The 12,182-nt window shown below is 37.5% G+C and carries 13 protein-coding genes and 2 riboswitches; of the genes, 5 read left to right on the top strand and 8 right to left on the bottom strand.

The window, feature by feature from the left end; translation table 11 throughout:
- Positions 1-141: 141 nt before the first annotated feature.
- From hflX to V7150_RS01835, 3 genes are all read left to right on the top strand, one after another.
- On the top strand, positions 142-1,398 hold the full coding sequence (gene hflX, locus V7150_RS01845; protein ID WP_335513066.1) for a GTPase HflX: 1,257 nt from the start codon (positions 142-144) through the stop codon (positions 1,396-1,398).
- A gap of 102 nt (positions 1,399-1,500) precedes the next feature.
- Positions 1,501-1,547: riboswitch (PreQ1 riboswitch) on the top strand.
- A 127-nt stretch (positions 1,548-1,674) separates the two neighbouring features.
- Positions 1,675-2,175, top strand: coding sequence for a preQ(1) synthase (queF, locus tag V7150_RS01840; protein WP_335513064.1), 501 nt, complete (start codon positions 1,675-1,677; stop codon positions 2,173-2,175).
- A 16-nt stretch (positions 2,176-2,191) separates the two neighbouring features.
- Positions 2,192-2,827, top strand: a complete 636-nt coding sequence (locus V7150_RS01835; protein ID WP_335513063.1) for a queuosine precursor transporter — start codon at positions 2,192-2,194, stop codon at positions 2,825-2,827.
- 733 nt (positions 2,828-3,560) lie between these two features.
- Here the strand turns inward: V7150_RS01835 and V7150_RS01830 are convergent.
- The 8 genes from V7150_RS01830 to V7150_RS01795 form a co-directional block, all read right to left on the bottom strand.
- Positions 3,561-4,274: a polysaccharide deacetylase family protein gene (locus tag V7150_RS01830; RefSeq protein ID WP_335513061.1), complete on the bottom strand. Its 714-nt coding sequence runs from the start codon at positions 4,272-4,274 to the stop codon at positions 3,561-3,563.
- A 15-nt stretch (positions 4,275-4,289) separates the two neighbouring features.
- Positions 4,290-4,451: a DUF3934 domain-containing protein gene (locus tag V7150_RS01825; protein WP_335513059.1), complete on the bottom strand. Its 162-nt coding sequence runs from the start codon at positions 4,449-4,451 to the stop codon at positions 4,290-4,292.
- A 187-nt stretch (positions 4,452-4,638) separates the two neighbouring features.
- Positions 4,639-4,767, bottom strand: a complete 129-nt coding sequence (locus V7150_RS01820) for an anti-repressor SinI family protein (RefSeq protein WP_335513057.1) — start codon at positions 4,765-4,767, stop codon at positions 4,639-4,641.
- A 95-nt stretch (positions 4,768-4,862) separates the two neighbouring features.
- Complete coding sequence (locus tag V7150_RS01815) at positions 4,863-4,985, bottom strand: TetR family transcriptional regulator (protein ID WP_335513055.1); 123 nt, start codon at positions 4,983-4,985, stop codon at positions 4,863-4,865.
- 344 nt (positions 4,986-5,329) lie between these two features.
- Complete coding sequence (locus V7150_RS01810; protein WP_335513053.1) at positions 5,330-7,273, bottom strand: FtsX-like permease family protein; 1,944 nt, start codon at positions 7,271-7,273, stop codon at positions 5,330-5,332.
- Complete coding sequence (locus V7150_RS01805; protein WP_335513052.1) at positions 7,263-8,024, bottom strand: ABC transporter ATP-binding protein; 762 nt, start codon at positions 8,022-8,024, stop codon at positions 7,263-7,265. Before V7150_RS01805 ends, V7150_RS01810 begins: the two co-directional genes overlap by 11 nt.
- A 100-nt stretch (positions 8,025-8,124) precedes the next feature.
- Positions 8,125-9,129, bottom strand: a complete 1,005-nt coding sequence (locus V7150_RS01800) for a sensor histidine kinase (RefSeq protein ID WP_335513050.1) — start codon at positions 9,127-9,129, stop codon at positions 8,125-8,127.
- Positions 9,122-9,817, bottom strand: coding sequence for a response regulator transcription factor (locus tag V7150_RS01795; RefSeq protein WP_335513048.1), 696 nt, complete (start codon positions 9,815-9,817; stop codon positions 9,122-9,124). The genes V7150_RS01800 and V7150_RS01795 overlap by 8 nt, the downstream gene beginning before the upstream one ends.
- Positions 9,818-9,990: 173 nt before the next feature.
- Positions 9,991-10,090: riboswitch (purine riboswitch) on the top strand.
- A gap of 57 nt (positions 10,091-10,147) precedes the next feature.
- Between V7150_RS01795 and add the strand changes: the two genes are divergently transcribed.
- Together add and V7150_RS01785 are read left to right on the top strand one after the other, a co-directional pair.
- The gene (gene add, locus V7150_RS01790) at positions 10,148-11,143 is read left to right on the top strand and encodes an adenosine deaminase (protein WP_335513046.1); all 996 of its coding nucleotides are present in this window, start codon (positions 10,148-10,150) and stop codon (positions 11,141-11,143) included.
- 219 nt (positions 11,144-11,362) lie between these two features.
- Positions 11,363-11,725, top strand: coding sequence for a hypothetical protein (locus tag V7150_RS01785; protein WP_335513044.1), 363 nt, complete (start codon positions 11,363-11,365; stop codon positions 11,723-11,725).
- The last annotated feature ends 457 nt before the right edge of the window (positions 11,726-12,182 follow it).

Raw genomic sequence — 12,182 nt, 5'->3', positions numbered from 1 at the left:
CATTCGGCATTAACAATCTAGCCAGATCATCTTCAAGCCCTTTTGGGGGTTATTTGTCATACATTCATCCATTTACTTTGCACAGACAGGTCGTCTGTGTTTTTTTGTTATTTTTTCAAAAAGAAATGGAGGAACTGACCAATGCGAGAAAAACAAAAAGCGCTTATTGTTGGTGTCAATATCAATCATCAGGCTGATTTTCCTTATTCCATGACGGAATTAGAAAACCTGGCTGCCGCCTGTCATATAGAAGTTGTTGCTGAAATCACGCAAAATTTAAACCGCATCAATAAATCACATTATATGGGTACCGGAAAAATCGAGGAAGCGAAACGGCTCCTTGAAGAGACAGATGCGGGTGTAGTCGTATGTAACGATGAGTTATCGGCGACGCAAATTCGAAATCTTGAAGAAGAGCTTGATCGAAAAGTCATTGATCGTACGCTGTTGATTCTAGATATTTTTGCCGAACGTGCCAAAACGAGAGAAGCCCAGCTGCAAGTAGAGGTGGCACGCCTCAAATATATGCTCCCAAGAATCATTGGCTCACGGGAATCGTTAGGCCGCCAAGGCGGTGGAGCGGGCTTGAAAAATAGAGGTGCTGGCGAAACCAAATTAGAACTTGACCGGAGGAAAATTGAGGCGAAGATTGCCGACCTGAATAAGGAATTAGAAATACTTGTCTTACAGCGGGAAACCCGTCGAAGCCAACGAAAAAAAAACGGTATTCCGCTCATTTCCTTAGTGGGCTACACCAATGCCGGCAAATCAACAATCATGAATGCGCTGCTGCGTAGGTCACATCAATCGCCATCTAAACATGTGTTTGAGAAAGATATGCTTTTCGCAACGCTCGACACCTCTGTCAGAAAAATAAAGCTTGCCAACCACCAGCCATTTTTGCTATCGGATACAGTTGGCTTTGTTGACAAACTGCCGCATCATCTCGTGAAAGCTTTTCGTTCGACCTTAGAGGAAGCGGCAACTGCGGATTTGCTCATCCATGTGGTTGATTTTTCAAGTTCGCATTATGAAAATCTGATCAATGTAACCAATCATACTTTAAAAGAAATCGGAATTGATCATATCCCTGTTATTTATGCTTATAATAAGTCCGACTTAGCCGATGTTGAGTTTCCTGTAGTGAAGGGTCGATGTGTCTATCTTTCCGCAAAACAAGATGTAGGTATAGAGGAATTAGTCGACATCATCAGCGGGCAAATTTTTAAAAATCCGATTCATTGTGAAATGTTAATCCCGTTTGATGATGGCCGTTTAGTTCATTACCTGAATGAGAATGCAAACGTGCTTTCAACAAGCTACGAAGACAATGGCACTAAGTTAACGGTGGAATGTAACCAAGATGATTTTGAAAAATACCAGGAATATGTCGTTTAAAGTGAAGGTGTCTTGAATGGCGACCGCCCGAAAAAATATGTTTGACGTTTTTGAAACGGTTCTTTATTATAGGAGAGAAGAAAAAAGAATACCCGTACTTGAACGGGAGAGGTTCATAGCTGATACCCTCTATAAAAAACTATGGATACATGACTCTACGCCATGTCCATATCGGACGTGGCTTTTTGGTTTTTTATCCCTAAAGTTTACATAGAATGTTCAGAAGAAACTCTCTTGAAAAAGTGTGGGGACACATTTTTACAAGGGGGTTTTTCTATGTCTGGCCGCAGCCATGAAGAAGGATTAAAGGATTTAACATTATTAGGGAACCAAGGTACTACCTATTCATTTGAATATGCACCAGAGGTATTGGAGGCAGTCGATAATCTGCACCCGGAACGTGATTATTTCGTGAAATTTAATTGCCCGGAGTTTACTAGTCTTTGCCCGCTGACACGTCAGCCGGATTTTGCAACGATGTATATTTCGTATGTCCCTGATCAAAAAATTGTTGAAAGCAAATCTTTAAAATTATATCTTTTCAGCTTTCGAAATCACGGCGATTTCCATGAGGATTGTGTCAATATCATTATGAACGATTTAATTAAATTGCTTGATCCACGCTATATTGAGGTTTGGGGGAAATTCACACCAAGAGGCGGCATTTCCATTGACCCATGGTGCAACTACGGGAAACCTGGCACCAAGTACGAGGAGATGGCAAGCTTCCGATTGATGAACCATGACCTCTATCCAGAAAAAGTCGATAATCGATAAGGGAAGGAATAAAGAAATGATATTTTATTTAAATGGAATTTTCGTGGGGCTGTTAATCCTAGCAAACATCGTTGCAGTTAAGCTGTTTAGCATTGGAGATTTTGTGATCCTGCCAGCCGCTGTCATTGTGTATATCTTTACGTATCCACTTATTGATGTGATTGTCGAGGTTTATGGAAAAAAAGAAGGACGGAGAACTGTTCAGGCTGGGTTGATCACTCAAATCCTTGCACTAATCTTCATTACGATTACCATTCATCTGCCGGCTGCACCTGTATTTAAAGGACAAGGAGCATTCGAAACCGTCTTGAATGGAAGTTTTCGCGTGATTCTTGCGAGTTTAATTTCTTATGCAATCAGCCAAAACTTGGATGTGTTTGTATTCAATAAATTAAAAAGCGTCCATGGACAAAAAAAGCTCTGGCTACGCAATAATGCGTCCACCATGCTAAGCCAGTTGATTGATACTACCATCTTTATAACTATTGCTTTCTATGGAACAATGCCAATCGCTGTCCTAGGAAGCCTGATTCTAACTCAATATATATTTAAATTCATAGCAGCCATCCTGACTACTCCGCTAGTCTACGGGCTCGTCCATTTCATACGGAAACAAGAAACACAGGAACCAGCACACTTATACAAAGGGTGACACCAAAATAGATTTATTGAAGCAGTCGTTTTTAAGCGGCTGCTTCTTTTTATTTCTATTAAATTTTTTTATCTCTAGCCATTCTTTCACCAAGTTTTCACCGTTCTTTTGTAAACTTCAATCAGGAAGTATATTTGAGGTGAGGGTGCCTGACACCAATAAATAGATTAATATAGTGGGATAGTGGTAAAGGGTGTCAGGCACCAATAAATAGTTAAATACGGTGGTGGAGTTAGTTGTAAATGTGGTAATACAACAATTGAGGGGGGGTGTTGGATTTTAATTAAAAGAGTCTACCTGTCCCTTTTATTATTTCGTAATATTGGCCAAATACGACTTAAAAGATGTATCTAGAATTACTATACTTGGAGGTTCCCTTGGATTTTAAGCTACAAAGTCGAAGTAGCTTCTTTCTACGTAGGGGTTTCACGAATTTTTTAACGCAAACATCGAAATAGAGCCTTTCTACTTCGGTGTTTGAATTGATTTTGAGCCAAAACTCGACGCCTCCTTCTTCTACGTCGCACTTCCCTCCAATTACGACCTATTTTCAATGGTTTATTACATATTTTCAGGCGTTTCGACATGAAATCGGAAACTTATGACCTATTTTTCAAAATTCACGACATTATTGGAAATTGTCTAGGAATTAGGTTTATTCCTAACAATTAACTATATAATTAAGACTTCCGTTAGGTGAATAGCAGCTGCTACAGTTCTGTTTTTCATTGATTCATTTATGTTCTCCTAATTTCTGGAGTTCATTTACTGTTACAAAGGTATACCCATCCTCGGATAGTACTTTTAAAATGCCTTCAATGGTTTTGAGTTCTTCCCCGGTTTTGTCATACATAGAATGCAATAAAATAATCGATCCCGGTTTTACTTGCGACTTTACATATTTCACTTTGTCTGTTGCAGTGGTGTGAAAGGTGTCCGGCTCAAGATTCCATATAATGGTGTCTCGATCATGCTTATTGAGGTAATAAGGTAAGCCAATTAGTTTTTTTCCGTTTGGCGGACGAACATCAATTGCATCCTTATACCCTGCATCACGAATCAATTGATCTGTTTTTTCAATTTCTTCTTTATAATAGAAAGGTGTTTTAAAAATCATCCGCTTATGTGAATAGGTATGATTACCAACTTGATGACCCGCATCGACTATTTTCTGTGCTTCCTCCGGCTTGTCCTTTATCTCTTTGCCAATCAGAAAAAAGGTCCCCTTTGCATGGTATTGATCCAAGAGTGGCAGAATTTGATTGACATTGTTGGTCGGCCCGTCGTCAAATGTTAACGCAACCACCTTTTGATTTGTCTCCACCTGATCGGTTAGTCCGCCGAATAACTGGAATGTTCTCGAATTCATTAATTTATAGATGCCGAATAATAGCAGGAAGCTGACTAAAATGGCGGCCCCATAAATGCTACTCTCTTTTTCATCCATACGGCCCTTCTTCCCCTAATTATTGTTGCCGTTGTTTTTTTCGTCAGCCGATTTTTTTACTCCTTTGCTGACATATGGCTTGGCACTTTTTGCTTTGTTAGCACCGGCTTGCCAACGATTCCAGCCCTTCTTGCCTGTTCCACTGCCTATTCCACTTTTCCCTTTAGCTTTAACCATATAACCACTCCAATATATTTTTTCGTTTAGATACAAGTCGTGGTATAGTTTAACATAAACGAACAGAATTCGTAAAAAGTGTTCTAAGTTATTCAATCTAAGGAAAGAGAACAGTGGCCTGACCCCCGATGTGTAACGATTTAACACACTGGGGTCAGGCCTCCTTTTGCTTTTTCAACCTGAAACCTCAGCCTTGCTGCTGCCTCAGGAACTCTTTGACTTCAGCTGGAGTTAATCCGATTTGTTTTGCCAGGAACATTAGATTAATCCATTCCTCATCAAGCTTCTCTACCCGTGCATCTAGCTTGGAATCCACTCATTATCATCCCCTAGGTACAAAAATGTCTTATGAAGAAATGTATGTAAAACTGTGATTGTTTTTTAAACTTAAAAGAAGCTTGCATTTGCAATTTATTTAGCATGTAAATGATCAAACAGTTCTTCACGAAACAAATCGACCAATTCCCCAAATAGTGATTCTTTACTATCAAAGTATAAATAAAAGGCAGGCTGGCTTAACCTGGCTTGTTTCATAAAAGCCTTTATGAGCAAATTCTTTAGCTGCGATTGAAAGCAATAACGCCCGGCTTTGTTCCCCAGTTGCTCCCCTTTTTTCTTCCCCTTCTACTTATTAAAACCCCAGCTCCTGATAGAAAAGTATATTATTTACAAATATTATATTTTGGAAAAACCTTCTAGTCAACATAAATACTCTGAATTTTTAGTTATATTAACCTATTTAAATAGCCCTGACATTAGCCGTAACTAAGTGCCTGGCTCCTAATAAGTTAATGCGTAAACAAACTAAGGACAAGTACTTTTTTGAACTAAAAAGGGATACCGGCGAATGGCCGGTATCCCTTAAACAACATCAACTATTAAAGTGCTTCATTGATGACCTTTTTGTAATAGATGACGGATAATAATCCAAATATTGAGTACAATCCGGTATAGATGACCATAACGATAATCATTGGTGTCCACACTTCGGATCCGAATAAAAACCATCCTGATTGAACGGCGAAATAGCTATGAAAGAGCCCTACAACTAAAGGAATTCCAAAATTAAAGATTTGTTTTGCGTGAATACCTTTAAGCAGGTCTCCTTGGGTGAAACCGAGTTTTCTTAATATGGTATAATTCGGCTTTTCCTCTTCACCCTCACCCATTTGTTTAAAATAAAGAATACATCCGGATGTGATGAGAAAGGTTAACCCTAAAAAGCCAACGATAAACATGATGAGGCCCATTGTTTTTTTCTGCATATTGCTGATTTCCAAGCGAGAAGAAAAGTAATTATCGTCACTAACATTCATCTTTATTAAAAGATCATTTGCTTTTTCTAGGTCTGCTTCATCTTTTAATGTAATCCCGATAAAGATGGAGGATTCCTTCTGAATGGCGGGATTTACGTCCTCCTTTAGACGCTCGAATACCGTTTCATCGACAATGGCAATCGGCTGCCCGCCGTTTGTAAAGTAACCTGATACGACGAAATCCTTTTTTAAACCTAAGTATTTGAGGGGAATCACTTCGTTTTGCCCCTTCATCTCGATGTTACCTGAATCCTTTAGACTCATAAATTTCTGCAGCAAATCATTATAACCGGTGAAAATCGTCTCTCCCGGAGCCACGTCGATATTCTTAACAGCCTTATCACTAATAACCGGGGTCGTCATAGCCTTAGGATCGACCATTAACCCATTTAGGTTTCCTAAAATCTCCTTAAGATTCGCATCCACCTGAATAACGTCAATCTTATTTTCATTGAACGGAATGTCATTCGCAGCTAATTCCTTTTTGAACTGATCAGCATCTTCCGTTTTTATCAATGAAAAATCGCCTGCGACCTGATTTTCAGCCATTTTTTCTGCTGAATAATATGAGATATAACTTAAAGACAATAAACCAATCGCTAGGGCTGATACCGTTGTAATAATCGTTAATAATAAGGCATTCGATTTCATCCGAAACATAATTGAGGAAAGTGATAATACCTGATTAATATTTAAATAACCATCCTTCTTTTTCCGAATGAGGTTAAAGATAAAACTTACTGACCCTTTATAAAAAAGATAAGTTCCGATAATGACAGACCCCAGAATAAAGATCATCGCTCCAAAAAGTTCATACATGGTTGTAAAATCGCCGCCAAACAGTTTCGATGAAATATAGTAGCCTGAAATAATCGAAATCACACCAATAATCCCGATGATGATTTCAAAGATGGACATCTTTTTCACTTTACCTTCCGTTGAAGAAACTACTCTAAATAACGAAAGGATACTCTGTCTTTTAATAAACACATAATTCATCAGCATGATAAACAGATAAATGGCACAAAACACCACAACTGTTTGAATCAATGCTTCTGAAGAGAAGTTTAGGGAAGCAACCGCGTCCATACCTGTAATTTTAAATAGAATCATTAGAATTAATCTAGAAATGGAAAAACCGATAAAGATTCCGATGATTAATGAACCAAAATAAAGGAAGAAATTCTCGGCAGTCAGGATCCTGAAAATCTTACTTTTTGTCATCCCGATTAATTGAAATAACCCAATTTCCTTACTTCGCCGTTTAATAAAAATGTTATTGGCGTATAACAGAAAGATGGAAACAATCCCGACAAGTAAAACGGATGCTGCCTTAATCGCTGCGGCTCCTTTAATGGAGTCTTTTGTATCATTCATTGCCGGATCATATTGCAGGGTGACAAAGGCGAAATAAAGGGCAACACTAAATATCAGTGCAAACACATAAAGGTAGTAATTTTTTAAATTCTTTTTCAGGTTGCGAAAGATGAGGTGGTTAACGCTCATTTGGGACACCGCCTAATACACTTTGGGTTTTCATGATGTCTTTAAAGAACGTCTGTCTTGATTGTTCGCCTTTATTTAATTGCGTGTAAATCTGTCCATCTTTGATAAAAATAACCCTGCTGCTGAAGCTTGCTGCCACCGGATCATGCGTAACCATCACAATCGTTGCTTTTCGGTTTTGATTTAATTCGCTTAATTTGTTTAGTAAATCGGATGCCGATTTTGAATCAAGTGCACCGGTTGGCTCATCAGCGAAAATAATGCTTGGTCCGTGAATAAACGCACGTGCAGCAGAGGTACGCTGTTTTTGACCACCGGAAATTTCATTTGGATACTTATCCTTGATTTCTTGAATACCCAATTCCGCTGCCACCGCATTAAATTTTTCATCTGCGTCTCTTTTCGATACCTTTGTAATCGATAACGGAAGCAGGATATTTTCTTTTACTGTTAATGTATCTAGAAGGTTATAATCTTGAAAAATAAAGCCCAGGTGATGCTTTCGAAATTCAGCCAGCTGCTTTTCCTTCATCGCTGTCATTTCTTTTCCTTCAATTTTGATGGTCCCGCTACTCACCTTATCAATCGAGGAAAGAACATTGAGCAAGGTTGTCTTCCCGGAACCCGAGGCACCCATGATGCTGACAAATTCCCCTTTTTCAACTGTAATATCAATCCCTTTTAATACTTCTTGTTTATTTAATTTATTGCCATAGCTTTTATGAAGTTTATTGGCTTCTAAAATATGCATACTGACACGCTCCTTTATTTCGTTAACCTTAGTATAATTGGCAGGATGATTCTAATCCTTCGATTGAACGAACAAATCATAAAGGCATGTGACATTGTTGTCACATGCCTGCAATATGAACGAATTCATTCCTTTTTGGAAAGGTTAACGTAAAATTTGTTCCTCTTCCAAGGTCTGAGTTTACATTAATATGGATTAATAATGCCTTGGCAATTCTTTTTGTTAAATACAATCCCATGCCTGTTGCGGCGTTGTCATGATGAGCTGTCGTTGAGGTAAAGCCCTTCTCAAAAATGCGCGGCAGGTCCTTAGGATCGATGCCGCGTCCATAATCCTGTACTTCGAGGACTGTCTGCCCGTCTTTTTGATAGCTTTTAATTATGATGTCGGATGATTCACTGTATTTCACCGCGTTTGTCAACAGCTGTCTGAGGATAAAAGAAAGCCACTTGGCATCGGTTATGACAGTAGGTTCCTCTAAATCTACATCAAAGCCAATGCCCTTTTGCATACACCAGGATTGTAACGTTTTAATCTCTTTAAAAAGTAACGCTTTTAAATCGGTTTTTTCAATATATAAATCATTCTCCATAAAGGGGATCCGTTTTTGGTGAAGCTGGGTGTCAAGCAGCAGATGAATTCGTAACCATTCATGAGTTAATTGGGCCTTCATCCGTTCATCGTCTACGCGGTCAATCATTAAATGCATCGCAGTTAACGGTGTCTTGACTTCGTGAATCCAGGCTAATAGGTCATCCTTCTCCTGTTCTAATATCAGAAAGTTTTGTGATGCTTCCTGTTTAAGCCATTCTGTTTGCTTTACGATACTTCTTTCGATCATTTTTTCAAAGGGGCTTTCTGGATGCGCTATATTGGTTAAATCAAGATTGTTCTCCCATTCCTCTAAACTTTTGTAAAACTTTGTTTCCTTATGATAGCGGAAAATCAAAAAGAAACTAAAAACGAGCATTGATAGGAAGATAATATAGAAGAATGGCATCAAGGGAAGCGCCTTATCGAGATATGCCACAAAAAGAATAAATAGTTGAATCAATAAGAATAGAAAAATCCAGCTGCGCCTTTCAACTAAATATTTCTTAATCATAACTATTTTCCTCTTCAATTGCGATGTAACCCTGACCAATCTTCGTTTCAATATACCGTCCTAATCCAAGCTCGTCCAATCTTTTTCGCAAACGATTAACATTGACCGTTAAGGTGTTATCACTGACAAAGCGCTCATCCTCCCACAGGCTTTTAATCAAGTCTTCGCGGCTGACAATCTTATTTTTTTGCTCAATCAGCTTTTTTAAGATAAACGTTTCATTCTTTGTTAGTTCAACCATACCCAAAGCATTACTAACCGTATTTTTCTCATAATCTACCGTGGCACCACACCATGTTTTGAGTGTAATTTGCTCGGTATTGTAATTATAGACACGGCGAAGGATGGCCTGTATTTTCGCAATCAGCACATCAAAATGAAACGGTTTTTGAATAAAATCGTCCGCACCAAGCTGCATTGACATCACCATATCAGTAGGATGATCACGTGATGACAAAAATAGAATTGGAACATTCGAATGGGAGCGGATCATCCGGCACCAATGAAAGCCATCAAATTTCGGCAATTGTATATCAATCACAACTAAATCAGGTTTTATCACCGTAAATTCCTGCATAACCTGGCTAAAATCAGTAATCCCATACACATCATAAGACCACCCGGTTAATCGATCCTTGATTTCTTTAAATAGTGTTTTATCATCTTCAATTAACAAAAGTTTAAACATTGGATTCACCATTCTTTTTCGTTTAATCTTAAATAATTGTATAATATATCCTATTTATGTGCTATAGGGGAGTCTTCATGTTGACCTTAGGCCAATCCCCTAAAGAATGAAATAACTGATTCTGGAAAATGAATCTGCTTGACAATAAAACAAAATTTTATTATCCTTTTACAAAACAATGAAATAATTAAATTCGTATAACTCCAATGATATGGTTTGGAGGTCTCTACCAGGAACCAATAATTCCTGATTACGAAGAAGGTACATATACTTGTATTTTCTTCGTAATCAGGAATTTTTTTTTATAAAATTTTTTAAAGGAGGTCAACCATGAATTTTTCTGCATTACCTAAAATTGAACTTCACTGCCATTTAGACGGAAGTCTTAGACCTAAAACGATTATTGATATCGCCAAGAGAGAAGGGATTCGGTTACCGTCGATAGAGATAGATGAGTTAGAAAAAGAATTGATTGCTCCATTAGAATGTGAATCGCTCGATGAATATTTAAAACGGTTTGCGATTCCTAATTCAGTTATGCAGTCAAAGGAAAATCTAAGAAGAATCGCCTTTGAACTTTTTGAGGATGCTGCACAGGAAAATGTGAAATATATGGAGGTTAGATTTGCTCCTTTACTGCACGTTGCAAAGGGGCTGCGTGTCGAAGAAGTCATCGAAAGTGTCATAGATGGGATGAAGGATGCAGAAGCGAAATTCGATATAAAAGGAAATATCATTCTCTCCTGTATGAGAACGATGTCGATTAAAGGTGCGTTTGAGGTCGTAGAAAAGGGGAAGGAATTCCTTGGAAAAGGGGTAGTGGCCATCGACTTATGTGCATCTGAAGAGGAAGGCTTTTGCGGTCATTTCGTTGAACCAATCGGATTAGCTAGAGATTATGGCTACCATGTCACGATCCATGCAGGGGAAACGGGAGTCGGAAAAAATGTCCTTGAAGCCGTTGAATTGTTAGGTGCTGAAAGAATTGGGCACGGCGTTTTTATTAAGGATTGTACAGAGGCATATGAGATTGTGAAGGAAAAACAAGTGGTGCTGGAAATGTGCCCGACAAGCAACGTCCAAACAAAAGCAGTGAACCATTTTAACGAACATCCCATCTATCAGTTTCATCAAGATGGCATAAAAGTTACGGTTAATACCGACAACAGAACAGTATCCGATACAACGATGGCGAAGGAATGTACCATTGTCTTTAATGAATTCTCTTTAAGTGAAGAGGACTATCGACAAATTTATCTTACTAGTGTAGAAGCAAGCTTTGCTGATCGGGAGACAAAGGAAAAGCTAAAGAAATTTATCAACTAACCTTTAGATAAAGTGAGAGATTTTTATAAAATATTACACTGCAACAGTTCTTATATTGTGGTATTCTTCAAATATAGTAACAAATAATTTGAAATTATTTTCTTAGTTAAGGAAAATGAGCTGCAAACTTTTAATACAAAATGAGTGTTTATAGAAATAAGTCAATTAATGTTTAATAACACCCATTATGAATAAACTCACATTTAGGGGAAAGAGTACATGGGTAAATTGTATGAATTTAATTTAGAAAAGGAGAAGAAAACTTTGTTCGTAAGAGCAAGTGGCTTCTTTAAAGAGGAAGATACAAAATTATACTTCAGTGAGTTTCAAACAATTGTAAATACGATCAATCCTTCTATTTATAAATTAATTGTGGATGCTAGTGAATTAGAGGCAGTTGAGCCGTTTTTAATCGATGATACAAAATTTGTGTTAAATTTGTATACAAATGCAAGATTTAAAAAGTTAGTTATTATCAATTCAACTTGTCCAGTTTCAAAAACACAAATCGATAACTGTGCAAAGGAAATTAACTTTAAATGTGTGTTCGCAACGTCTGTTAAAGAAGCCTATAGACTTTAGGTAAGCCAATTACGAAGATACTACCAAAAATTCGCTTATTGAACTTCTTTTCGGACTTGGTATTGACGATAGGTTGCAAAATAATAGAAATCGTTGAGGAAATTTTAAAGATTCTTTAAAAATAAAACGGAGGATACCGCTGCTTAAGACGGTATCCTCCGTTTTGTTTATTTAAAAGAAGGTTAGGTTTTACCGTAATTTCTTATTTAATTTTTCTCTGAAAATAGTAGTTGACTTTATTAGAGTATAATAGTAATATAGAAATCCTGATGAGGGAAATGAATCAATTAGGATGATTCTTAACTAAAAAATTCTTTCATCAGTTGACAGAAATAGTTGTTTTTGATAAGATAATAGTCTCGCTGATTCAAAAAACATTATTTTAAAATAATGTTTGACATTAGAGGAACGAGATGATAAAATAACATCCTGTCGTTGAAAAATTGTTCTTTGAAAA

It is taken from the genome of Neobacillus drentensis, from assembly GCF_036965245.1.
GTDB classification, from domain to species: Bacteria; Bacillota; Bacilli; order Bacillales; family Cytobacillaceae; genus Neobacillus; species Neobacillus drentensis_G.
This window is presented reverse-complemented; position numbering and strand designations above follow the sequence as displayed.

Bases quoted from the DNA above. Each gene is read 5' to 3' on its own strand.
- hflX (WP_335513066.1), top strand. From the start codon at position 142: ATGCGAGAAAAACAAAAAGCGCTTATTGTTGGTGTCAATATCAATCAT.
- queF (WP_335513064.1), top strand. From the start codon at position 1,675: ATGTCTGGCCGCAGCCATGAAGAAGGATTAAAGGATTTAACATTATTA.
- V7150_RS01835 (WP_335513063.1), top strand. From the start codon at position 2,192: ATGATATTTTATTTAAATGGAATTTTCGTGGGGCTGTTAATCCTAGCA.
- V7150_RS01830 (WP_335513061.1), bottom strand. From the start codon at position 4,274: ATGGATGAAAAAGAGAGTAGCATTTATGGGGCCGCCATTTTAGTCAGC.
- V7150_RS01825 (WP_335513059.1), bottom strand. From the start codon at position 4,451: ATGGTTAAAGCTAAAGGGAAAAGTGGAATAGGCAGTGGAACAGGCAAG.
- V7150_RS01815 (WP_335513055.1), bottom strand. From the start codon at position 4,985: ATGAAACAAGCCAGGTTAAGCCAGCCTGCCTTTTATTTATACTTTGAT.
- V7150_RS01810 (WP_335513053.1), bottom strand. From the start codon at position 7,273: ATGAGCGTTAACCACCTCATCTTTCGCAACCTGAAAAAGAATTTAAAA.
- V7150_RS01805 (WP_335513052.1), bottom strand. From the start codon at position 8,024: ATGCATATTTTAGAAGCCAATAAACTTCATAAAAGCTATGGCAATAAA.
- V7150_RS01800 (WP_335513050.1), bottom strand. From the start codon at position 9,129: ATGATTAAGAAATATTTAGTTGAAAGGCGCAGCTGGATTTTTCTATTC.
- V7150_RS01795 (WP_335513048.1), bottom strand. From the start codon at position 9,817: ATGTTTAAACTTTTGTTAATTGAAGATGATAAAACACTATTTAAAGAA.
- add (WP_335513046.1), top strand. From the start codon at position 10,148: ATGAATTTTTCTGCATTACCTAAAATTGAACTTCACTGCCATTTAGAC.
- V7150_RS01785 (WP_335513044.1), top strand. From the start codon at position 11,363: ATGGGTAAATTGTATGAATTTAATTTAGAAAAGGAGAAGAAAACTTTG.